At 58.7% G+C, this 22,025-nt stretch carries 19 protein-coding genes; 5 read left to right on the top strand and 14 right to left on the bottom strand.

The window, feature by feature from the left end:
- Positions 1–103: 103 nt before the first annotated feature.
- From K6L24_RS22390 to glsB, 3 genes are all read right to left on the bottom strand, one after another.
- On the bottom strand, positions 104–226 hold the full coding sequence (locus tag K6L24_RS22390) for a hypothetical protein (RefSeq protein ID WP_255210130.1): 123 nt from the start codon (positions 224–226) through the stop codon (positions 104–106).
- On the bottom strand, positions 223–396 hold the full coding sequence (locus K6L24_RS10680) for a hypothetical protein (RefSeq protein WP_157075987.1): 174 nt from the start codon (positions 394–396) through the stop codon (positions 223–225). The genes K6L24_RS22390 and K6L24_RS10680 overlap by 4 nt, the downstream gene beginning before the upstream one ends.
- 146 nt (positions 397–542) lie before the next feature.
- Positions 543–1,466: a glutaminase B gene (glsB, locus tag K6L24_RS10675; RefSeq protein ID WP_222681433.1), complete on the bottom strand. Its 924-nt coding sequence runs from the start codon at positions 1,464–1,466 to the stop codon at positions 543–545.
- 284 nt (positions 1,467–1,750) lie between these two features.
- Between glsB and K6L24_RS10670 the strand changes: the two genes are divergently transcribed.
- Positions 1,751–2,935 carry a sugar transporter gene (locus tag K6L24_RS10670; protein ID WP_222681432.1) on the top strand — a complete coding sequence of 395 codons (1,185 nt, stop codon included), beginning with the start codon at positions 1,751–1,753 and terminating at the stop codon, positions 2,933–2,935.
- A 48-nt stretch (positions 2,936–2,983) separates the two neighbouring features.
- On the opposite strand, the gene rhaM is transcribed toward K6L24_RS10670, so the two are convergent.
- The 4 genes from rhaM to rhaB are packed head-to-tail and all read right to left on the bottom strand — an operon-like array spanning position 2,984 to position 6,865.
- Positions 2,984–3,298: an L-rhamnose mutarotase gene (gene rhaM, locus K6L24_RS10665; protein WP_222681431.1), complete on the bottom strand. Its 315-nt coding sequence runs from the start codon at positions 3,296–3,298 to the stop codon at positions 2,984–2,986.
- A complete protein-coding gene (gene rhaD / locus K6L24_RS10660) occupies positions 3,288–4,130 on the bottom strand; it encodes a rhamnulose-1-phosphate aldolase (protein WP_191928091.1) in 843 nt (280 codons plus the stop codon). Before rhaD ends, rhaM begins: the two co-directional genes overlap by 11 nt.
- Positions 4,131–4,139: 9 nt before the next feature.
- Complete coding sequence (locus tag K6L24_RS10655) at positions 4,140–5,396, bottom strand: L-rhamnose isomerase (RefSeq protein ID WP_137269365.1); 1,257 nt, start codon at positions 5,394–5,396, stop codon at positions 4,140–4,142.
- A complete protein-coding gene (rhaB, locus tag K6L24_RS10650) occupies positions 5,393–6,865 on the bottom strand; it encodes a rhamnulokinase (RefSeq protein WP_118664092.1) in 1,473 nt (490 codons plus the stop codon). The genes K6L24_RS10655 and rhaB overlap by 4 nt, the downstream gene beginning before the upstream one ends.
- 298 nt (positions 6,866–7,163) lie before the next feature.
- Here rhaB and rhaS point away from each other — a divergent pair, with 298 nt between their 5' ends.
- Complete coding sequence (gene rhaS / locus K6L24_RS10645) at positions 7,164–7,988, top strand: HTH-type transcriptional activator RhaS (RefSeq protein WP_118664091.1); 825 nt, start codon at positions 7,164–7,166, stop codon at positions 7,986–7,988.
- Between the two features lie 11 nt (positions 7,989–7,999).
- Positions 8,000–8,860: an HTH-type transcriptional activator RhaR gene (rhaR, locus tag K6L24_RS10640; protein ID WP_187509128.1), complete on the top strand. Its 861-nt coding sequence runs from the start codon at positions 8,000–8,002 to the stop codon at positions 8,858–8,860.
- A 62-nt stretch (positions 8,861–8,922) separates the two neighbouring features.
- On the opposite strand, the gene rhaT is transcribed toward rhaR, so the two are convergent.
- Positions 8,923–9,957 (bottom strand): L-rhamnose/proton symporter RhaT, encoded by a 1,035-nt coding sequence (gene rhaT / locus K6L24_RS10635; RefSeq protein WP_062743207.1) that lies wholly within the window; start codon positions 9,955–9,957, stop codon positions 8,923–8,925.
- Positions 9,958–10,338: 381 nt separating this feature from the next.
- On the opposite strand from rhaT, the gene aldA reads away from it, so the two are divergent.
- Both aldA and K6L24_RS10625 read left to right on the top strand, forming a co-directional pair.
- Positions 10,339–11,778 (top strand): aldehyde dehydrogenase, encoded by a 1,440-nt coding sequence (gene aldA / locus K6L24_RS10630; protein WP_062743206.1) that lies wholly within the window; start codon positions 10,339–10,341, stop codon positions 11,776–11,778.
- A 151-nt stretch (positions 11,779–11,929) separates the two neighbouring features.
- Positions 11,930–12,883 carry a sulfonate ABC transporter substrate-binding protein gene (locus K6L24_RS10625; protein WP_137269367.1) on the top strand — a complete coding sequence of 318 codons (954 nt, stop codon included), beginning with the start codon at positions 11,930–11,932 and terminating at the stop codon, positions 12,881–12,883.
- Between the two features lie 38 nt (positions 12,884–12,921).
- Here K6L24_RS10625 and K6L24_RS10620 read toward each other — a convergent pair whose 3' ends face one another.
- The 6 genes from K6L24_RS10620 to guaD all read right to left on the bottom strand — a co-directional run bounded on the left by K6L24_RS10620 (position 12,922) and on the right by guaD (position 21,927).
- Positions 12,922–13,803: an extended-spectrum class A beta-lactamase ERP-1 gene (locus K6L24_RS10620; RefSeq protein WP_062743204.1), complete on the bottom strand. Its 882-nt coding sequence runs from the start codon at positions 13,801–13,803 to the stop codon at positions 12,922–12,924.
- A gap of 22 nt (positions 13,804–13,825) precedes the next feature.
- Positions 13,826–15,970: a peptidyl-dipeptidase Dcp gene (gene dcp, locus K6L24_RS10615; protein WP_137269368.1), complete on the bottom strand. Its 2,145-nt coding sequence runs from the start codon at positions 15,968–15,970 to the stop codon at positions 13,826–13,828.
- A 64-nt stretch (positions 15,971–16,034) separates the two neighbouring features.
- A complete protein-coding gene (xdhC, locus tag K6L24_RS10610) occupies positions 16,035–16,808 on the bottom strand; it encodes a xanthine dehydrogenase accessory protein XdhC (protein WP_222681430.1) in 774 nt (257 codons plus the stop codon).
- Positions 16,801–19,164, bottom strand: coding sequence for a xanthine dehydrogenase molybdopterin binding subunit (xdhB, locus tag K6L24_RS10605; protein WP_222681429.1), 2,364 nt, complete (start codon positions 19,162–19,164; stop codon positions 16,801–16,803). The genes xdhC and xdhB overlap by 8 nt, the downstream gene beginning before the upstream one ends.
- A complete protein-coding gene (gene xdhA / locus K6L24_RS10600) occupies positions 19,154–20,599 on the bottom strand; it encodes a xanthine dehydrogenase small subunit (RefSeq protein ID WP_187509123.1) in 1,446 nt (481 codons plus the stop codon). The genes xdhB and xdhA overlap by 11 nt, the downstream gene beginning before the upstream one ends.
- Positions 20,596–21,927, bottom strand: coding sequence for a guanine deaminase (gene guaD / locus K6L24_RS10595; RefSeq protein ID WP_062743199.1), 1,332 nt, complete (start codon positions 21,925–21,927; stop codon positions 20,596–20,598). Before guaD ends, xdhA begins: the two co-directional genes overlap by 4 nt.
- Positions 21,928–22,025: the final 98 nt, after the last annotated feature.

Here is a 22,025-nt window from a genome sequence, read left to right as displayed (position 1 = left end):
GGTCTCCTGATGAAGGTTTATAAACACAACGCACAAAGCGTCGGCATCGCTTCACCAGGGTAGCCTAATATGAAGGGTGATAACAGCTTACCCTGCAAGGGGACTATTTTGTCGACGGCGTGTCATCGTAAGTGTAAAGCGCGGGAAGGGGCTGGGTAATGATGCTCATCGCTGTGACAGCGGCCAGTATGGCCGCAGCAATCACCAGAATTCGCAGGTTCATCATACTACTAATAAAGCCTCAATCTGCTGGGCCGGAGTAAAACGCAGCCGGTTACCGCTCATGGTCCAGACTTCGATGCACTGGGGTGTGGAGCGTATCATCGCCAGTTTAACCAGCATGCCAAACTGACGCAGTTGGTGATTCAGAGTGAGTTGCCGTGCCTGAATAGTCATTTTACCCTCTCAGATTATTCTGCTGTGCGAAAAAGTTATTTTTCTCCGCGAAATATTAGCAGTATGTGCTGACAGAATATTTGATCAAGATCACTAATTAATAACGTTAGTTGACTATAAAAGGCCGTTACCCGGAGGGCCAACTCTCAGAAAATTGACCTTCCGATACGTTCTGCCAGCAGTTCCAGCGCCGCGGTACCGGCTAAAGAATTGCCTGACGGAGCCAGCTCTGGTGACCAGACGGCAATGCTCATCTCTCCCGGGATCACGGCGATGATCCCTCCCCCTACCCCAGACTTGCCCGGCATCCCAACGCGCCACGCGAACTCCCCCGCGCCGTCATACATGCCGCTGGTGACCATCAGGGCATTGATCTGGCGGGTCTGCTTAGGCGTCAGCATCGCTTCATCCTGACCGGGTCCTTTACCGTGGTTGGCAAGATAGAGGAAACAGCGCGCCAGCTCGACGCAGCTCAGTGTCAGGGAGCAGTAATGGAAATAGGTTTGCAGCACCGTCGGAACATCGTTATCAAAATTACCGAAGGATTTCATCAGCCAGGCGATAGAGGCATTGCGCGCTGAATGATCAAACTCGGAACGCGCCACATGGCGGTCATAGGCAATTTCAGGTTCCTGAACCAGGCCTCTGACCACTTCCAGCATGCGCTGCCGGGGTGCCGTCAGTCGCGTTTCCAGCATATCGCACACCACCAGGGCCCCGGCGTTGATAAACGGGTTGCGCGGTTTCCCCTGTTCCAGCTCCAGCTGGACCAGAGAGTTGAACGGCTGGCCGGACGGCTCTTTGCCCACCCGCTGCCAGATTTCACTGTCCTGATAACGCGTCAGGGCCAGCGTTAGCGACAGCACCTTGGAAATGGACTGAATAGAAAAGCGTTCCTCTGCGTCCCCCGCCTGATAAACGGTGCCGTCGAGCATACAGACTGCGATGCCAAGCCGCTCAGCGGGGACATCTGCCAGCGCCGGGATGTAATCAGCCACCTTCCCCTTACCGATTAAGGGGCGTACCTGATCGAGGATCTCACTCAACAACGCATTGTCCAGAACACTCACGTTCACTTTTCCTCTGCCGCTGGCCTGATGGTTTCATTTCCAGCGCGATTCTGCGGCCTGACCGCAGCGGCGTCAATTATTGAAACGGAGAAGCGGTGGGAATTTTTACATTATGTTAACGACTGAAATATAGCGGCAGCATCACACCCGCTTAAATAAAAATTCTGATTTACAATTTTGTGGATTTTTTTATTTCATCTGGCGGATAAATAAAAGACAATATCCGGCGTTATTCTTTTACCTGATTTTCAGGTTAACATTCCCTCAACACGTCGTTAACTTCAATGCAATCAACTACTGTTTCCCGTAAGACCGCATGGCTACGCGTGGTAATGCTCGCTATTGGTGCGTTTATTTTTAATACCACGGAGTTTGTTCCGGTCGGCCTGCTTTCCGATATCGGCAGCAGTTTTTCCATGCCCACGGCACAGGTTGGCCTGATGCTGACCATTTATGCGTGGGTGGTGGCATTAATGTCGCTGCCGATGATGCTGCTGACGCGTAATATTGAACGCCGGCTATTGTTGATTGTGATCTTTGTGCTGTTTATTGCCAGCCACGCACTCTCTTCCGTCGCCTGGGACTTCACCACATTAGTGGTGTCGCGCATCGGCATCGCCTTTTCTCATGCTGTTTTCTGGTCGATTACGGCATCACTGGCAATCCGTGTCGCCCCGCCGGGGAAAAAGACCCAGGCGCTGAGTATGCTGGCGACCGGCACTGCGCTGGCGATGGTGCTCGGCCTGCCGATTGGTCGTATGATCGGCCAGCTGCTTGGCTGGCGCATCACCTTTGCCGTTATTGGCGCCGTGGCGCTGGTCACCATGCTGCTGCTGGTAAAGCTGCTGCCTAAGTTGCCCAGCGAACATACCGGCTCACTGAAAAGCGTGCCGATGCTGTTCCGTCGCCCAGCCCTGGTCGCGCTGTATATATTGATTGCCGTGACCGTGACCGCGCACTACACCGCTTACAGCTATATTGAGCCGTTTATTCAGAGCGTCGCCGCCCTGAGCGGTGGCTTCACCACGTTCCTGCTGCTCATATTCGGCGCGGCAGGGATTGTCGGCAGCGTGCTGTTCAGTATTTACGGCAATAAATATCCGGCGATCTTTTTACTCGGGGCGATTGCGCTGATTACCCTGTCGATGCTGTCGCTGTATTTATCCGCTACCCATACGCTGGCGATTTCCACCCTGTGCATTATCTGGGGAATGGCGATGATGATCATTGGCCTGGCGGTGCAGGTACGCGTGCTGGCGCTGGCGCCGGATGCGACGGATGTGGCGATGTCGCTGCTGTCGGGGATTTATAATATTGGTATCGGCGCAGGCGCGCTGTTAGGTAACCAGGTGAGTCTGCATCTGAATATGGCCAGCGTAGGCTATGTCGGCGGTGCCATCGGCACTCTGGCGTTGCTGTGGTGTGCGTGGAGTATGAAGCGGTATCCGCAGCTGCGGTTAAATGGTTAACGACCGGAAAGGGCCGATCGGTAATGCGATCGGCCCCCTGCTGTCACTTCAGTCCAGATAAAATACCGGGGTCATCGCCTCACTCACCGGGCTGTGGTCCGCATTCGATGGCATCAGCTCGCTCATTGATTGCCACCATCGCTGGCACACCTCTGTATTCGCCACCGCATTCCAGCGCGCTTCTGACTCGATTTCCACGACGGCAAACAGCAGACTGCGTGATGCATCCAGAAAAATGCTGTAGTGGTGCGCGCCGTGCGCTTTCAGCGTCTCTGCCAGCTCAGGCCAGATCGGATTGTGCCGCTGCTGATACGCCTGATGCTTATCAGGATGAACCTGCATCACAAAAGCCTTACGCAGCATGGTTATGCTTCGCTTCCAGCGCGGCGCGCCAGGGTTTCACAGCAAAGCGCTCGCCTAGCGCGATCAGTTCATCCGTGGTAATACTCTGCCTCATGCCCCCCATCGACAGCACTTTTACCACCACTTCAGAGGACTTCTCAGCAGTATCAATCAGGCCAAAGGTTTCATCGAGCGTCGGCCCTGCGCCGAAAATGCCGTGGAACGGCCACATCACCAGCGAGTGTGACTGCATTTTTTCCGCGGTCGCGCGGCCGATACCGTCAGTGCCCGGTACCATCCACGGCACAATGCCGACGCCGTCCGGGAACACCACCAGACACTCGGTACTGCCCTCCCACAGCAGTCGGGTGAAACGGGCAGAGTCCAGCTCGACCACGTAGCTCAGTGCCATAAAGTTCGTGGCATGGCAATGCATAATCACGCGGTCTGCGCCGTCGGTCAGTTGCTTACGCACGCTGTGCGACTGGAAGTGTGAGGCCAGTTCCGACGTCGGTACGCCGCCGTTGGTCAGGCCCCAGTGAATGGTGAACGCCCGCCCGTCTTCACTGACGCGCAGCAACACGAGGCTGTCAGCCGGGTCCAACTGCACGTTACGGAAAAATTTCCCTGAGCCGGTGACCAGGAACCAGTCATTGGCCAGCAGGGGCGCCGGCTGACTCAGCTCCAGGGTACGCGGATTGCGGTCAAAATCGGCGGCAAACGGCTGGACTTCTTCGTCCAGCAGGCGCAGTGAGACATTACCGCCATTGCGTTCGTCCCAGCCCTTCAGCCACATATCGGTGGTGGCTTTTACCATTCCCTGGACAAACCAGGCGTTGAGAATCTGATGCATAGGGTTACCTTAACGTTGGCTGAGGATCTGTTGTTCATACTGGCGGACGTCGCCTAACCAGCTGGCCCCGGCGGGCACGTCGTGGCGCAGGCACCAGGCCTCCCACACGGCCTGCCACGGCAGGGACTTTTGCTCTTCCAGCAGTGCCAGACGTGCGGTGTAGTCGCCGTCATTTTCCAGCGCTTTCAGCGTATCAACCGGTTCAAGCAGTGCGCGCAGCAGGGCTTTTTTGGCGTTACGCGTGCCGATCACCCAGGCCGCAATGCGGTTGATTGAAGCATCGAAGAAGTCGAGACCAATATGTACTTTATCGAACAGGCGCTGACGCACGATTTCGCTGGCAATCGCCTGCGTTTCATCATCGAGCAGCACGACATGATCACTGTCCCAGCGCACCGGGCGGCTGACGTGCAGCAGCAGACGCGGCACGTAGAGCATGGCGGTGGAGATCTTATCGGAGATCACTTCGGTTGGATGGAAATGCCCGGCGTCCAGCGTCAGCGCCGTCTGGCGGCTGGCGGCATAACCTAAGCAAAATTCGTTGGAGCCGACGGTATAGCTTTCCGCGCCGATGCCGAACAGCTTGCTCTCTACCGCATCGATATGGTGTGCCGGATCCAGTTTTTCGCGGATCACCTCATCCAGAGAGTCCATCAGGCGCTGACGTGGGGCCAGACGATCGACGGTCACATCTTTCATACCGTCCGGCACCCAGATATTCATCACCGAGGGCGATCCGAGCTGTTCACCAAACCAGGCAGATACCTTTCGGCTTGCCTGACAGTGTTCGATCCAGAACTGGCGGATCTCCGCATTACTGTGGGCAAGGGTAAAACCGTCAGCACTCAGCTCATGGGAAAAACAGCTGGGGTTAAAGTCCAGACCCAACTGCCGGTCGCGAGCCCACGCCACCCAGCCAGCAAAATGATGCGGCTTGATTTCATTGCGTTTTACCGCCTGCTCGCTTTCCAGATAGATAGCGTGCAGGTTCAGCCGTTTTGGCCCCGGGATCAGCGACATCGCCAGATCGAGATCGGCGCGCAGCTCTGCCACATTGCGCGCGCGACCGGGATAGTTACCGGTGGCCTGAATCCCGCCGGTGAGCGCCCCCTGCGGATTTTCAAAACCGCGCACGTCATCGCCCTGCCAGCAGTGCATCGACACTGGTAGCTGGTCGAGTTGTGCCAGCGCGGCGTCCACGTCTACACCGATATCGGCAAAGCGCTGTTTCGCCAGGGCGAAAGCCTGTTCAATGGCCTGAGTCATATACAAAGCTCCTTTACAGAATGGGTCAGTGACTGAAAACGCGGCAGATTGCGGCGAAACACGTCACTGCCGTGAGAGTCATAACGGATCAGCGGGAAATGCTGTGCCAGCTGCTGGCGGAAAGCCGAGACATCGGCCACAGCACCGGCGGCGATCATCTGGCTGCCAACGTTACCGAGCGTGGACGCTTCAACCGGTCCGGCAAACACCGGGATACCACAGGCGTCGGCGCACAGCTGGTTAAGAAACGGGTTCTGGCAGCCGCCACCGACAATATGCAGTTGGCTGAAACCTGCGCCCCGTACCTGTTCCAGCTCCTGCAATACCTGGCGGTAACAGAAGGCCAGACTGTCGAAGATGCAGCGGGCCAGCTCTGCCGGCGTTAAGGGCACCGGCATACGCTGCCCGGCACAGGCGTCCTGGATCTCACGCACCATGCTGGCGGGATTAATAAAGCGATCGTCGTTGGGATTGATCAGCCAGCGGCAGGCGGGTTGCTGCTGTGCTTCTGCGATCAGCAGGCAGAGGTCGCTGACCGCCAGTTCGTCACACACGCGCTGCAGCAGCCACAGGCCCATAATATTCTTCAGCACCCGAAAGCGCCCTTCAGCCCCGCCTTCGTTGGTGATATTGGCTTCCAGTGCCGTCTGGCCGGTATACGGCTTCAGGCTCTCAAAGCCCATTAATGACCAGGTACCGGAACTGAGATAGACCGCATTATCGCTGGTCAGCGGCGTGGCCAGCACGGCACTGGCGGTATCATGGGTGGCGACGGCCACCACCGGGATGGCCCTGCCCGCCGGACTTTTCCAGACGCCTACGCGCCGGCCGGGTTGCGAGGGCTGACCAAACCAGGCTGGATCCGCCCCGCTCCAGCGCAGCAGCTCCGCATCCCATTCGCCGCTGCTGATGTTCAGCATCTGCGTCGTGGTGGCGTTGGTGTATTCCCAGTTGAGCACGCCGGTTAGCCGGTAATGAAGATAATCCGGGATCATCAGTGCGTGGGCGACCCGGTCTGTATCGGTCGAAGCATCACGGCACAGCGCCCGCAGCTGATACAGCGTATTAAACGGCAGAAACTGAATGCCGGTGCGCTGATAAATCTGCGCCTGACCCAGTTCACGGCAGGCCTGCGCCATCAGCCCGTGAGTGCGATCGTCACGGTATGCGACCGGCAGCCCCACCCGGTTTCCTTCTGCATCCAGCAGCACAAAATCCACCGCCCAGGTATCAATACCGATGCTTTCCGGCACGATGCCCTGCGCGTCAATGTTTTCCAGCGCGGCGACGATAAACCCTTCCAGGGCATCAATATCCCAGCACTGGCGATGCCCGACAGTGACCAACTGATTGACGCAACGACTGACTTCGCTGAGGACGACAGACCCGCTTGTTGAGTCGTGCTGCACCAGCATAACGCGGCCGCTGGACGCGCCAAGATCGATGGCAACAAAGTGACGAAGGCTCATGTAGTGGCTTCCTGATGATTCGATGTCACCAGTGTAAAAGAGCCTGTTTTCGCTACCTTCTTACTACTGCCAGCGGGACAGGTGGGCTGGCAGGATGGCAAAGATGAACGTGAAGTGAATCACAGTTTGGCATCTGCAACGCCGGCGACATCGATGTGATGCTGCCCGCATTTCTGACGCTTTCCGCCCTTTTCTTGAAAAATTCACCGGGATAGCGCATTTCCCGGTCAAAAATTCAAGGTGTCGCTTTTCGGTGCTGCGTAGACTCTGTTACCTGAATGTTAAAGAGGAAACGATCATGACCGTGCTGCACAGCGTTGATTTCTTCCCGACAGGGCATTTCCCGGTCGCTATTGAACCCCGCGCGCCTCAGGGCGTTTTTCCTGAACACTATCATGATGACTTCCATGAAATCGTCATCGTTGAGCAGGGGGCAGGCATTCATGTCTTTAACGGGCAGTCGCAGCCTTTATGCAGCGGCTGTGTCTGTTTTGTTCGCAGCCATGACCGTCATCTGTATGAGCAAACAGAGAATCTGTGCCTGACAAACGTGCTGTATCGCGGGCCGGAGTCGTTCCGCTTTCTGGCGGGGCTTCAGCATCTGCTGCCGCAGGAGCAGGACGGCCACTACCCTTCCCACTGGCGCATCGGCAATAAGGTGTTGGCCCAGGCCAGGCAACTGATCGATCAGCTCGTGCAGCCGCCACTGAATGACAGCCTGGGAAGCCAGGCGGAACAGGAGATGCATTTCATGCGCCTGCTGGTTCTGCTGCGTCAGGGATGCAGCGCGGCGGACAGTGACGATCAGGACAGTCGCCTGCGTGGCCTGCTGGACTGGCTGGCGGATCACTACAGTGAGGACGTTGACTGGGAAGGCCTGGCTGACCGCTTTTCGCTTTCACTGCGCACGTTGCACCGTCAGTTAAAACAGCAGACCGGCAGCACGCCTCAGCGCTATCTAAATCGCCTGCGGCTGCTGGAAGCCCGCCATCTGCTGCGCCACAGTGAAATGCGCGTCACTGATATTGCGTTTCACTGTGGTTTTGGTGACAGCAATCACTTTTCTACGCTGTTCAAGCGTGAATTTGGCTGTTCTCCCCGTACACTGCGACAAAATGACTGATGAGGTGATCCGTGACTGCTCTCCTTCGGCTGGCAAAAGCTGACTATCTTCCGTCTGAACAGATGCCGGTTGCCGTGGCTGAACGCACCTCTCAACCCTCCTTCCCGCCTCACGTTCACGAATTCAATGAAATTGTGCTGGTATGGCGCGGGAATGGCCTGCATGTGATGAATGACCGCCCCTGGCTGGTCACCTGCGGCGACATCTTCTATCTGAATGCCGATGACTGCCACAGCTATGAGTCAGTCAATGAGCTGGCGCTGGATAATATTATTTACTGCCCGGAGCGCTTCCAGCTGAGTCTGGACTGGCAACAACTGCTGCCCCCGCCCGAGTCCGCCGCATGGCGGTTAACCACGCGGGGCATGGCGCTGGCACGCGGCGTGATCCAGCAGCTGGAACAGGAAAGTCGCAAAAGTGACGTGCTGTCGCGTCAACTGACGGAAGCGCTGTTTTTACAGCTGGCGCTGGTGTTGCAGCGGCATCGTTATGCGTCCGATCGCGCCTGGCAGATGCCGGAGGGGGAACAGCTCGATCTGCTGATGGCGGCCATTCAGGGGCAGATAGCGGTGCCTTTTGACCTCGCTACCTTCTGCAAGCAGCATCAGTTGGCCGAGCGGGCGCTAAAGCAGCTGTTTCGTCAGCAAACCGGGATGACCGTGGGGCATTATCTCCGCCAGCTGCAGCTGTGCCAGGCAAAGCACCTGCTGCGAACCAGTGACGATCTGATTGGCGAAGTGGCGTCCCGCTGCGGCTTTGATGACAGCAACTATTTTTCGGTGGTGTTCACCCGCGAGACCGGGATGACCCCCAGCGCATGGCGCCAGCAGTTTGTTCGCCCGCCATCCCCTGTCCGCCACGAAAAAGCCTGACACCCTGCATGCAAAAGGGCTGACCACCTGGCCAGCCCCTGACGATTACCCTGATGTCGGCGTCAGGAAACCATACCCAGCCCGACAATATTTGCCGCCAGGATAATGACAAAGCAGCCGACGCTCAGCACGCGTACCGGCTGACGCCCGACGTTGTTCCACTCTTTCAGTATCAACCCGACCAGCCCGCCACACAGCACGTAGAAGCTCATATGCAGCATCCAGCTGACGAAGTCGTACTGTGCCGGAATACGTGCATGGCCCCAGGCATAGAAGAAGAACTGCAGATACCACATGGTTCCGCCCAGCAGGGAGAGCGCGATGTTAGCCATCAGTACCGACTTCACCACGGAGAAGTCGGCCTTAACGGACAGGTCTGACCGGGTGGCCAGGCGGACAATACAGAAGCCGAGGTTGACCAGCGCACCCCCGCCCATGATCACGACATAACTTGGCAGAGCGACGTACAACGGGTCGATACCCAGTGCCGCAGCGGCCTCATGCATGGGTTTGGCCGCGTCCATGGCGAATGACATGCCGGCTGAGAAGATCCCACACATCACCGCCAGCACCAGCCCTTTTTTCAGATTGAACTCTTCTGCGGTGATACCCATGGCCCGCTCTTTTAACAGCCCGGCACGCGAGACAATCGCCACGCCCGCCAGAGCGACCAGCACCCCCAGCAGGGTCATCCGGCCCCCGGCAGAGCTGAACAGCTCGACGAAACGCCCCTGCAAAAGCGGGGTCATCAGCGTCCCTACCACCAGCGTGATACCGATGGCAATACCAATGCCCATCGACATACCGAGATAACGCATGGTCAGGCCATAGTTGATATTCCCGATCCCCCACATTGCGCCAAACAGGAAGACCGGCATCAGCTGGGCAAGGGTGAATGAACTGTAATAGGCCCAGAAGTTGGGCAGCAGGATCGCGCTGACCGCCCAGGGGAGCACGATCCACGACATGATCCCCCCCACTGACCACATGGTTTCCCACGACCAGTGGCGAACTTTTTTAAAGGGTGCGTAAAAGCAGGCGGCACTGGCGGCCCCGACCAGATGCCACAAAATACCGGAGACGATGGCTTCATTCATTTTTGTTTTCCTTCGTTGTTGTTTGCCCTGATGACGAAGGAGTCTACGGAGAATGCGTACCGTTCAACCTTACGCTGGCTGCCCCACTGGCCGTAAACCTGGCAAAATTCAGCGCCTTCCACCGACCACGATCACAAATCACCGATTTCAGCGCTGACCACCCGCCTTGCGCTGATTTTCGCTAAGCCGCTCATATTCAACACTAAATCTTAAAAATGCCAGATGCGGCACGGGGTTCTTGCGGATTTTGCCAGCCAGCTCTCATTGATGGCAGCCAGATCAAGGTGATGGCGGCCCGACTGTTGCACCGTTTCAGGCCTGCAACAGCCTTTATGCTGTTCGTTAACAACCCTGTAAAAATCGTGTCACGGAGAAGCTGCCATGAACCCAGTTCAGCAACAGATGTACATCAACGGTGAATTTGTCGAAAACCGCGCCGATCGCTGGATCGAGGTGATCAACCCGGCGACGGAAGCCCTGCTGTCGCGTATTCCCGAAGGCAGTGCCGAAGATGCACAGCGGGCGATTGATGCTGCCGCGGCTGCCCAGCCCGGCTGGGAAGCGCTGCCGGCCATTGAGCGCGGTCACTGGCTGCAAAAAATCGCTCAGGGCGTGCGCCAGCGCGCCGCCGAACTGACGGCAGTCATTGTGGCGGAAGGCGGTAAAACGCAGGAGCTGGCCGAAACTGAGGTTTTTTTCACCGCTGACTACCTGGACTATATGGCAGGATGGGCGCGCCGCTACGAGGGTGAAATTGTCCAGAGCGACCGCCCGCAGGAAAACATCCTGGTCTTTAAGAAAGCCATCGGCGTGACCACCGGTATCCTGCCGTGGAACTTCCCGTTTTTCCTGATCGCCCGTAAGGCCGCCCCGGCCCTGCTGACCGGCAATACCATTGTGATAAAACCCAGTGAACTGACGCCGAACAACGCGATGATATTCGCACAGATTGTGCATGATGTCGGCCTGCCTGCGGGGGTATTCAACCTCGTGACGGGCTATGGCCCGGTGGTCGGCCATGAACTGGCGGCCAACCCAAACGTCGGCATGGTCAGCCTGACTGGCAGCGTGGGTGCCGGTGTTGCCACCATGCAGGCGGCGGCAAACAACATCACTAAAGTCTCGCTGGAGCTGGGGGGTAAAGCCCCGGCAATTATTATGAACGACGCTGACCTCGACCTCGCCGTCAGGGCGATTGTTGCCTCGCGCATGATCAACACCGGACAGGTGTGTAACTGCGCCGAACGTCTGTATGTTCAGGAGGGGGTGTATGACGACGTGGTTGAACGCCTGAGCGCGGCCTTTAAAAACGTCACCTGGGGTGACCCGGCGACGCAGAAAGGGCTGGATATGGGCCCGCTGATCACGGCGTCCGCCCTGCAGCGTGTAGAGCAGAAAGTGGCAGATGCGGTGGCTGCGGGGGCGACCATCGTCACCGGCGGCAGACGGGCCGGCACCACCGGTTTCTTCTTCGAACCGACGCTGCTCACCAACGTAACGCAGCAAATGGATATTATGCAGCACGAGACATTTGGCCCGGTTCTTCCGGTGATGAAATTCAGTACCCTGGATGAAGCCATCGCGCTGGCCAACGACAGCGACTACGGTCTGACCTCATCCATATTCACCTGTAACCTCAACACGGCCATGCTGGCGCTGAAACGACTAAAGTTTGGGGAAACCTACGTCAACCGCGAACATTTCGAGGCGATGCAGGGGTTCCATGCGGGCTGGCGTAAGTCCGGCATTGGCGGCGCTGACGGCCGGCACGGGCTGGAAGAGTATTTGCAGACTCACGTCGCCTATCTGCAGTATCAGTAAACACCTGTCGCACGGAGTGAGGCTTTCCTCACTCCGTGCGACAGACAAGCGCGTTATCCGCTCTGCGCATATCGTTATCAGAACTCCTCGTTAAGCCTCTTCCGGGCATTTTGTTATGTTTTCCCATCGCTCTTATCTCCCGGGAAATAACATGAAAAAAGCACGCTTAAGCGGTCTGATCGCCGCCATCGTTACTACGACCACCCTGTCGGCTGTGGCCGCAGAATCTGTGCCAAAAACCATTAACATCGGCTATCAAAAGGCCAATATTTTCGCCCTGCTGAAATACCGTGGCACCCTGGACGAAAAGTTTAAAAAACAGGGTATCGCTGTGCGCTGGGTAGAATTTCCCGCCGGGCCACAAATGCTGGAGGGCCTGAATGTGGGTAGCATCGATCTGGCGGCGACCGGAGATGCGCCGCCGGTCTTTGCCCAGGCCGCACAGGCTGATCTGGTCTATCTGGCACACTCCCCGGCCAACCCGAAGACTGAGGCCATTGTGGTGCCGGAAAACTCGCCCGTTAAAACCGTGGCCGACCTGAAAGGGAAGCGCGTAGCGCTGAATAAAGGTTCTGACGTGAACTACCTGCTGGTCAGCGCGCTGGAAGATGCCGGACTGAGCTACAGGGATATTACGCCGGTATACCTTCCGCCGGCGGATGCCCGCGCGGCGTTTCAGCGCGGTGCGGTGGATGCGTGGGTGATCTGGGACCCGTATTACGCCGAGGTGGAAACTCGCGCCAGCGCGCGCCTGGTCAGGAATGCGGAAGGCCTGGTACCGCACTACACGTTCTATCTTGCCAGCCGCAAGTTTGCCGACAGCTGGCCGCAGACGGCAAAGCAGGTGGTGGATGAGTTGGGTACCCTGAGCGACTGGGCCAATACTCACCCGGCGCAGGCGGCCGGGATCCTGTCTGCATCCACCGGCCTGCCACAGCCCATCTGGCAGCGGGCGCTGGCCAGAATGCCCTATGGTGCGGAGCGGATGACGCCGGAAGTATTCAAGCAGCAGCAGGCACTGGCCGATAAATTTACCCAGATTGGGCTGCTGCCGGTGAAAGTGAATGTCAGTTCAGCGACCTGGTCACTGGATAAATCACACTGATGGCGGGCCGCCCGGCTGAAGCGAGCGACCCTTATCGATCAGATAACAGATTTCAGTGCAATGGCGGCCGCTTTCGCCAGCACGTCCTGACGACTCTTCGCCTCCGGGGCATGCTGGGTAAAATAGATGGCCAGGATCAGCGGAGCCTTGCCCGGAGGCCAGAGGATGGCGACATCGTTGGTTGTGCCATAGCCCCCGCTGCCGGTCTTATCCCCGATTTCCCAGCCCGCAGGCAGCGCTGCGGCAATGGCGTTTTTCCCTGTGGTGTTCCCCTTCAGCCAGGCGATCAGCTGCTGCTGCTGTGCTGTCTGTAATCCCGACTTCACCAGCAACTGCTGCACGCTGTGCGACATGTGCAGCGGCGTGGTGGTGTCACGCGGATCGCCCGGGATCGCGGTATTCAGTGTCGGTTCATTACGATCGAGCTGCGTGACACTGTCACCTAAAGAGCGGGCCAGCCGGGTCACCGACGCGGGTCCCCCCAGCAGTGTCAGTAGTACGTTGGCCGCCAGGTTATCACTGTACTGCAGCGCGGCTGCACACAGATCGCTGACGGTCATCCCCTGCGGATGCTTCGCCGTTACCGGCATATAGCTCAGGTGATCCGCAGGTGTCCAGTGCAGGGTTTGTTGCATCAGGGCGGGCTGTGACTCGCTGCGTTTTAAAACGGCAGCGACCAGCAGCAGTTTAAAGGTGCTGCACAGCGGAAAGCGTTCGTCACCGCGATAGCTCCACGCCTGCTGGCTGGCGCTGTCGATCAGAGACAGCCCGATACGGCCATTCACCTCCGTTTCCAGTGCGGCAAGCTGCCGCTGCAGCGAGTCACCTGCTGCAAATACGTTCAGTGGTGTCAGCGAGGCGGTCAGCGCCAGCGCCGCGCCCGCCACCAGAAGCTGGCGGCGTTGCAGTAAAATCGTCATAGAATTCCTTTCAGCGAAAAATTTATTTCAGGCCACGGTTGTGCAGCATCGGTTCAATCACCGGGTCGTGACCGCGCCAGTCGTGATAGAGCTGCTGCAGATCTTCACTGTTACCGCGCGACAGAATATTATCACGAAAACGCTGACCGTTTTCCCGCGTCAGGCCGCCGTGCTCCTCAAACCAGGTAAAGCCGTCGTCAGCCAGCATCTCGGTCCACAGATAGGCGTAATACCCGGCGGCATAGCCGTTCCCCCAGATATGCTGAAAATAGCTGGAGCGGTAGCGCGGCGGTACGGCCGCCAGACGGATGTGCTCTTTTTCCAGCGCGCTCTGCTCAAAGGCATCCACCTGCTGCAGCGGCTCTCCCTCGCGCAGGCTGTGCCAGTGCATATCGAGCAGTGCTGCCGCCAGCAGTTCGCTCATGTCATAGCCTTTGTTAAAGGTGCTGGCACGCAGCATTTTATCGCGCAGTGCCGCAGGCATCGGCTCCCCGCTCTGGTAATGACGGGCAAAATGGTTGAACACCTGAGGATAACTGGCCCAGTGCTCGTTAAACTGTGACGGGAATTCGACAAAGTCGCGTGGGGTTTCGGTGCCGGAGAGACTCGGATAGCGCTGGTCGGCGAACATACCGTGCAGCGCATGGCCGAACTCATGGAACATGGTGATCACATCGTCCCAGGAGAGCAGCGCAGGCTGCCCGGCGACGGGTTTGCTGAAGTTGGCCACGTTGTAGATCACCGGCCGGGTGCCCAGCAGCGTTGACTGTTCAACAAAATTGCCCATCCAGGCCCCGCCGCCTTTGTTATCACGCTTAAACCAGTCGGCGTAGAACAGCGCCAGCGGGCTGCCGTCCTTATCCAGCACTTCATACACCTTCACATCCGGGTGATATACCGGCAGATCCGGCCGCGGTTTAAAGGTAATACCGTACAGCTGTGTAGCCGCATAAAACACGCCGTTTTCCAGCACGTTATTCAGCTCAAAGAAGGGTTTGATCTGCGATTCATCCAGATCGTACTTCGCCCGTCGCACCTGTTCAGCATAGAAAAGCCAGTCCCAGGGTTGCAGCGTAAAACCGCCCTTTTGCTGGTCAATCACCCCCTGAATATCCCCCGCTTCACGCTCTGCCCGGGCGGTAGCCGCCGGCACAATCTGGCGCATAAAATCAAGGGCGGCCTGGGGGGTTTTCGCCATCTGATCCTGCAATTTCCAGGCGGCGTAACTGTCAAAGCCCAGCAGTTTTGCCTGTCTGGCGCGCACCTGCGCCAGTCGCGCAATCAGTTCCCGGGTATCATTACCGTCCCCTTTTTCGGCACGGGTCCAGCTGGCGGTGAACAGTTTTTCACGCGCGCTGCGGTCGCTCATTGTCTGCAGATCGGGTTGCTGGGTGGTGTTCTGCAAGGCCAGCAGCCACTGATTTTTCAGGCCGCGTGCCTCAGCCGCCCCGGCAGCGGCGGCGATATCCGCCTCGCTCAGACCGGCCAGCGCCTGCGCATCGGTAAACAGCACGCCGCCGGCTTTGGTGGCGGCCAGCAGGCGATTGGTAAAGCGGGTGCCGAGCGTGGCTGACTCCTGGTTCAGGGCTTTCAGCTCGGTTTTCTCTGTCTCACTCAGGCGCGCACCGTCGAGGACAAACGCCTGCCAGGTCACTTCCACCAGGCGCAGCGACTCCGCGTCGAGGCCTGACTGCTGACGCTGCTGATATACCTTATCCAGCCGGGCAAACAGCCTGCCGTTCAGTTTAATATCATCGTCCAGCGCGGCCAGCTTCGGTGACATCTCCTCATCCAGCGCCTGCAGTTCATCGCTGGTGTTGGCCGCGGTCATGGCGCTGAAGACGTTATTCACCCGCCGCAGGCTCTGTCCGCTCTGCTCCAGCGCCTGGAAGGTGTTTTCAAAGGTCGGCGCGGCGGGGTTATCCGCGATGCGGGCAATTTCTTCTCGCTTCTGCGCCATAGCCGCCATCAGTGCCGGACGATAATCCCCGGCAGAGATACGGTCGAAAGGCGGAGCCTGGAAAGGCAGTGAACTGGCGTGACTGAAGGGATTACTCTGCTGCGATGCCATGTGGCGACTCTCCTTTTGCGACTCTGCCGCCAGCGCGGTTTGTGCGCTGGCGGTCAGAGCCAGACTGATAGCCCAGACTAACGGTGCGATCCTCATTTCTTTGCTCCCATTCCATGTAGCTGAACTCTCAGCATAATCGTCAGAGCACGGTCGTGCAAAATCATTGCCGCCGTTGATAACAGGCCACGATCTCCCCGGCGACCGCGACGGCGATTTCAGCGGGCAGTTTGCCCTTCACTTCCGCCAGACCAATCGGGCAGTGCAGGCGATCCATCTGCCCGCGGCTGAAGCCTTTCCCCTCCAGACGGTATTCAAAGCGCTGGCGCTTGGTCGCCGAACCGATCATGCCGACATAAACCGCATCGTCACGGCGCAGAATGGCCTCGCACAGCTGCTGGTCACGCGGATGGTGATGCGTCATCACCACATAGTAACTGCCTGCCGGCATCTGCCTCACCTGGTCTGTCGGATCCTCCAGGCAGCAGACAGTGACGCCCTCCGGCACGTGTGAAAACTGTTCCGGCCGCTCATCGACCCAGAATACGTGACAGGGTAACGTAGCCAGAATGTTCACCAGCGCCTGCCCGACATGTCCGGCACCAAAGACGGCGATCTGGGGCTGCGGCTGGATTAGTGGTTCGAACAGGACGCTGCACACCCCGCCGCAGCACTGCCCGAGGCGGGCACCCAGGTTGAACTGTTCGCAGCGCGTCTGTGACTGACCGTTAAGTAACATGTCGCGCGCAATGGCCACCGACTGATGCTCCAGATGGCCGCCGCCGATGGTCAGCCAGGTCGTAGTGGCCGCCACCACCATCTTGCTGCCGCGATCGCGCGGCACGGATCCGCGATCGTCCAGCACCGTCAGCAGCACGCAGGGCTCGCCACGATCGCGCAGGTTGGCCAGAATAGTGATCCAGTCATCGCTACGCATGACCGCCTCCCGCACGCTGTTTCTCTGCGCCCCAGAACACCCGCTCCGGCGTAGCGGGCGCATCCAGCAGCGGGTGCTGACGATAGCCGCCAACGCTGGCCACCGCATCCTGTAACGCACACCAGACTGAAATGCCCAGCATAAATGGTGGTTCACCCACCGCCTTGGAATGGAACACCGTGTCCTTTGGATTTTTTCGATTTTCGACCAGCGTGACCCGCAGATCGTGCGGCACATCCCCAATGGCCGGGATTTTATAGCTGGCCGGGCCGTCGGTCAGCAGCCGTCCCTGACCATTCCATACCAGTTCTTCCGTGGTCAGCCAGCCCATGCCCTGCACAAAGCCCCCCTCCACCTGTCCGGTATCAATCGCCGGGTTGAGAGACGCGCCGACGTCGTGCAGGATGTCCGCGCGCAGCAGGCGATACTCGCCGGTCAGGCTGTCGATCAGCACCTCCGCGCAGGCCGCGCCAAAGGCAAAGTAATAGAACGGTTCGCCGCGACCGGCCAGGCGGTCATAGTGGATGCCCGGCACGCGGTAATATCCGGTGGCCGACAGCGGTACCTGATTCAGCCAGGCCAGCTGCGCCACCTCCGCAAAGCTGAAATAGTTTTCGCCAGCCTGTATCACCCCGTTGCTGAAGCGAACCTGTTCCGCTTCGCAGCCGTGCAGCCTGCACAGCATCGCGACCAGACGGTCGCGCAGGATCTCTGCCGCGTTCTGTGCCGCTTTACCGTTGAGATCGGTGCCGCTGGAGGCCGCCGTCGGAGAAGTATTGGGCACTTTGCCGGTATCAGTGGCGGTGATCTGAATACTGCCGATGTCAATTTGCAGCACTTCCGCCACAATCTGCGCCACTTTGGTATTCAGCCCCTGGCCCATCTCCGTACCACCGTGGTTTAACTGTACCGTGCCATCGGTGTAAATCAGGATCAGCGCGCCCGCCTGGTTGAGAAAACTGGAGGTAAAAGAGATGCCAAATTTTACCGGGGTCAGTGCCAGGCCGCGTTTCATTACCGGGCTGGCCGCGTTAAACGCGGTGATCTCCGCCCGTCGTGCGGCATAGTCTGCGCTCTGCTCAAGCTGTGCGGTCATCTCATCCAGCAGGTTATCCTGTACCCTCTGATGATAATGGGTGACGTTGCGCGTCTCTTTGCCGTAGTAATTACGTTTGCGCACCGTCAGCGGGTCAAGGCCCAGTTCGCGGGCGATATGATCCATAATCTGCTCTATCGCCACCATGCCCTGCGGGCCACCAAAGCCGCGATAGGCAGTATTGGAGGCCGTATTGGTGCGACAGCGGTAGCCCGTGATCAGCGCATCACCAAGATAATAGGCATTATCGGCGTGGAACATCGCGCGATCGACAATCGATCCGGAAAGATCCAGTGAATAGCCGCAGTTACCCGCCAGGTCAATCCTGACCCCGCTAAAACGTCCGTCGTCATCCACGCCGACGTCATAACGGACAAAAAAGGGATGCCGCTTACCGGTGGTCAGCATGTCATCGCGCCGTGACAGACGCATTTTAGCCGGGCGGCCGGTCAGGCGTGCCGCCAGTGCGCACAGACAGGCGACCCCTGCCGCCTGGGTTTCTTTACCGCCAAATCCTCCGCCCATACGGCGCATATCAATGGTGACCTTGTTCATCGTCAGGCCCATCACCGACGCCACCAGCTTTTGCACCTCGGTCGGATTTTGCGTGGACGAGTATACCTGGAGAGCGCGATCCTCTCCCGGCACCACCAGCGCCACCTGTGTTTCCAGATAGAAGTGTTCCTGACCGCCGATATGAAACTGCCCGCGCAGGCGGTGCCGTGCCCTGTTTAACGCCGCATCCACATCTCCACGCTGGTGCACGTGCGGTTGCTGAACAAAGCTGCCCTGAGCCAGAGCCTGCTCCACATCCAGGATCGGGGTCAGCGGCTGAAAGGTTATCACTGCCAGTGCGGCGGCCTTACGGGCCGCCTGTTCACTCTCTGCCGCCACCACCAGCACCATCTGCCCGACGTATTCCACGATCTCTTTTGCCATCAGCGGATCGCCAGGTTCCAGCGGCCCGATATCCAGCTCGCCGGGCACGTCCTGCCAGGTCAGCACCTGAACCACGCCCGGAACGCGATAACAGGGCGCAACGTCAATGCTGAGAATGCGCGCATGGGCATGTTCGCTGAGCCGGGGCCAGAGGTGCAGCATCCCCGGCATCTCAAAACGGTCATCAATATAGCGGGCCTCGCCGCTAACGTGCATCGCAGCGCTGTCGTGACGGAGACTTTTGCCCACGCCGTCGTGAGCGTGCTGGTGAAACTGGTGCGCCAGTGCGTCCGGCATGACGGCCGGGGGTTTATGGGACATAGTCAGAGACCTCCGTCAGGATCAGTTCACCGCTCAGTGAGGCGTGATAACGCCGCAGCAGGTTTTTTGCCAGCTGCAGTCGATAGGCTGCACTGGCGCGAAAATCACTCAGGGGCTGGAAATCCTCTGACAGGGCGCGGCAGGCGTTCTCAACCGTCGCGGCGGTCAGCGGCTGCCCCAGCAGTTGCTGTTCACAGTGAAAGGCGCGCCGGGGAGTTTCCGCCATACCGCCAAAAGCGATACGCACGCGGCTCACACAGCCGCTGTCATCGGTGGCCAGCGTAAAGGCGGCAAAGACCGCTGAGATATCATCCTCCCGTCGTTTTGATACCTTCCAGGCGCGGAAATGCTCTTCCGTTGCGCTATGGGGGATCGCCACCGCCCGGATAAACTCGCCCTCACGCAGTGCCGTTTTGCGGTAGCTGAGGAAAAAATCCGCCAGCGGCAGGCGACGCTGCTGGTCGCCCTGCTGCAGGATCAGGGAGGCATCCAGCGCCAGCAGCATCGGCGGCATATCACCAATCGGGGAGGCGTTACCGATGTTGCCCCCCAGCGTGCCGAGGTTACGGATCTGCTGCGAGGCAAACCGCGCCAGGATCTGCGTCAGCGCCGGGATCGCTTCGCCCAACCACTGCCAGCATGCGCTCAGGGACACCCCCGCGCCGATTACCCTCTCGTCATCATGGATGACGCACTGCTTCAGTTCATCGATCTGGTCAACAGCGATCAACAGCGGCAGGGTTTCGCCGCGTTGTGTAACCTGCAGCGCGAGGTCGGTGCCGCCAGCCAGCAGCGTAGCCCCGGGGTGCGCGAGCAACGCCTCACTGAGCTGTTTGATGGTTTTCGGCAGCAGGCAGCGATTGCCCTGCCAGCGGAGTTCCTGCATCTCCGGGGTCTGCAGTTGCAGCAGTTGCGCCACGGTGGCCGCCTCCTGCTGCTGAAAACTGTCCGTCCCCGCTGCAGCGCAGGCCTGACGGGCGGCGTCGACAATCGGCCGATAGCCGGTACAGCGACAGAGGTTACCGGCCAGTGCCTGCTCGATTTGACGGGGTTCCGCCCCGCCGCCGTTTTTTTGCAGGGTAAAAATCGACATCACGAATCCGGGAGTACAGAAGCCACACTGTGAGGCATGGCAGTCCACCATCGCCTGCTGTGCGCTGTGCAGCCCCGCCGGCTGGCGCAGATCTTCCACGCTGATTAGCTGCTTTCCCTGCAAATGGCTGACAAAAGTCAGGCAGCTGTTAACCGTCTGGTAGCGCATCTGCCCCGCCTCCACGTGACCCAGCGTCACGGTGCAGGCTCCGCAGTCGCCGGAGGCACAGCCCTCTTTCGTGCCACAGCGTCGCTGATGCTGACGCAGATAGTTCAGCACCGTCGTATTCGGGTCGATATCGTGCTCGCTGACCAGGCGCTGGTTAAGTAAGAACTGGATCATGCGGCCTGCTCCTTTTCGTCACGCTGCCATACGCAGCGACCGTTGACCCAGGTGGCGGCAATATTGCGATCATCGCCCAGGGTCATCAGCACAAACAGTTGCTCCCAGATATCGCGGCTGTTGGCGTGACGCATCTGCTGCAGCGGCGAGACCGCCGGATCGAGCATCACAAAATCCGCCTCTTTACCCGGCATGAAATTACCAATCTTTCTATCCAGATCCAGGGCTCTCGCCCCCCCCAGCGTGGCATGGTAAAACGCCTCACACGCGGAGAGCTTATAGCGCTGAAGCTGGCCCACTTTGTACGCCTCGCCCATTGTCTGCAGCAGATTAAACGTCGTGCCTGCCCCGACGTCGGTGCCGATCCCCATTTTGACCCCTTTATGCCAGCAGGTATTCAGGTCGAACAGGCCGCTGCCGAGAAACAGGTTCGACGTCGGACAGAAAGCCACCGCCGATCCGGTCTGGTGCAGACAGTCCCACTCGCTGTCATCCAGATGCAGGCAGTGGGCGAACACGCTGCGGTCTCCGGTCAGCTGATACTGATGATACACATCCAGGTAACTGCTGTTGTCGGGAAACAGGGTTTTTACCCACGCCACCTCCTGGGGATTTTCGCTGAGATGCGTATGCAGCCAGGTGTCCGGGAATTCCTGGCGAAGCTGCTGCACTTTGGCCAGCAGGGCCGGTGAGGACGTCGGAGCAAAACGCGGCGTCAGTGCATAGCCTAAACGTCCGTGGCGGTGCCAGCGCTCAATCAGTTCCCGGGTCTGCCGGTAGCTCTGCTCCGGCGTTTCCATCAGGGCATCCGGGCCATTGCGATCCATCATCACTTTCCCGGCAATCAGCCGCATTTCCAGCGCCGATGCGGCGGTAAACAGGGCGTCGACAGACTGCGGATGGACGGTGCCAAAGACCAGTGCGGTCGTGGTGCCGTTACTCAGTAGCTGCTGCAGAAAGAAGTCTGACATGCGGGCGGCGTGCTGCGGACAGTGATACTGGCTTTCCACCGGGAAGGTGTACTGATCCAGCCACTCCAGCAACTGTTCGCCAAAGGCACCGATCATTTCGGTTTGCGGATAATGGATGTGCGTGTCGACAAAGCCCGGCACAATCAGCCGGTCACGGCAGTCCAGCAATGTCCTGCCGTCCTGTAGCAGATGACGGCCCTCCTCCCAGTCCCACAACCCGACGACCGTACCGCCGTCCAGCAGTAGCAGGCCGTTATCAAGATAGCGTGCCGCCTCGGGCAACTGCTGCGGTTCATCCACCGTTCGGGTGATATCAAAAAATCGGGCGCGAATGGCCTGGGTATAGTGCTGTGTCATAGCTGTTCCTTAAAAGCAGGCCGCGATGCGGGTCGGCAGTGCGGGATCGTATCGCTTAAGATTTGCAAGAGTTATGCCATTCGTCCAGTTTTCACTTT

The sequence above is a fragment of the Erwinia persicina genome (assembly GCF_019844095.1).
GTDB classification, from domain to species: domain Bacteria; phylum Pseudomonadota; class Gammaproteobacteria; order Enterobacterales; family Enterobacteriaceae; genus Erwinia; species Erwinia persicina.
This window is presented reverse-complemented; position numbering and strand designations above follow the sequence as displayed.

Bases quoted from the DNA above. Each gene is read 5' to 3' on its own strand.
- K6L24_RS22390 (WP_255210130.1), bottom strand. From the start codon at position 226: ATGATGAACCTGCGAATTCTGGTGATTGCTGCGGCCATACTGGCCGCT.
- K6L24_RS10680 (WP_157075987.1), bottom strand. From the start codon at position 396: ATGACTATTCAGGCACGGCAACTCACTCTGAATCACCAACTGCGTCAG.
- K6L24_RS10670 (WP_222681432.1), top strand. From the start codon at position 1,751: ATGCAATCAACTACTGTTTCCCGTAAGACCGCATGGCTACGCGTGGTA.
- rhaM (WP_222681431.1), bottom strand. From the start codon at position 3,298: ATGCTGCGTAAGGCTTTTGTGATGCAGGTTCATCCTGATAAGCATCAG.
- rhaD (WP_191928091.1), bottom strand. From the start codon at position 4,130: ATGCATCAGATTCTCAACGCCTGGTTTGTCCAGGGAATGGTAAAAGCC.
- K6L24_RS10655 (WP_137269365.1), bottom strand. From the start codon at position 5,396: ATGACTCAGGCCATTGAACAGGCTTTCGCCCTGGCGAAACAGCGCTTT.
- rhaB (WP_118664092.1), bottom strand. From the start codon at position 6,865: ATGAGCCTTCGTCACTTTGTTGCCATCGATCTTGGCGCGTCCAGCGGC.
- rhaS (WP_118664091.1), top strand. From the start codon at position 7,164: ATGACCGTGCTGCACAGCGTTGATTTCTTCCCGACAGGGCATTTCCCG.
- rhaT (WP_062743207.1), bottom strand. From the start codon at position 9,957: ATGAATGAAGCCATCGTCTCCGGTATTTTGTGGCATCTGGTCGGGGCC.
- aldA (WP_062743206.1), top strand. From the start codon at position 10,339: ATGAACCCAGTTCAGCAACAGATGTACATCAACGGTGAATTTGTCGAA.
- K6L24_RS10625 (WP_137269367.1), top strand. From the start codon at position 11,930: ATGAAAAAAGCACGCTTAAGCGGTCTGATCGCCGCCATCGTTACTACG.
- K6L24_RS10620 (WP_062743204.1), bottom strand. From the start codon at position 13,803: ATGACGATTTTACTGCAACGCCGCCAGCTTCTGGTGGCGGGCGCGGCG.
- dcp (WP_137269368.1), bottom strand. From the start codon at position 15,970: ATGAGGATCGCACCGTTAGTCTGGGCTATCAGTCTGGCTCTGACCGCC.
- xdhC (WP_222681430.1), bottom strand. From the start codon at position 16,808: ATGCGTAGCGATGACTGGATCACTATTCTGGCCAACCTGCGCGATCGT.
- xdhB (WP_222681429.1), bottom strand. From the start codon at position 19,164: ATGTCCCATAAACCCCCGGCCGTCATGCCGGACGCACTGGCGCACCAG.
- xdhA (WP_187509123.1), bottom strand. From the start codon at position 20,599: ATGATCCAGTTCTTACTTAACCAGCGCCTGGTCAGCGAGCACGATATC.
- guaD (WP_062743199.1), bottom strand. From the start codon at position 21,927: ATGACACAGCACTATACCCAGGCCATTCGCGCCCGATTTTTTGATATC.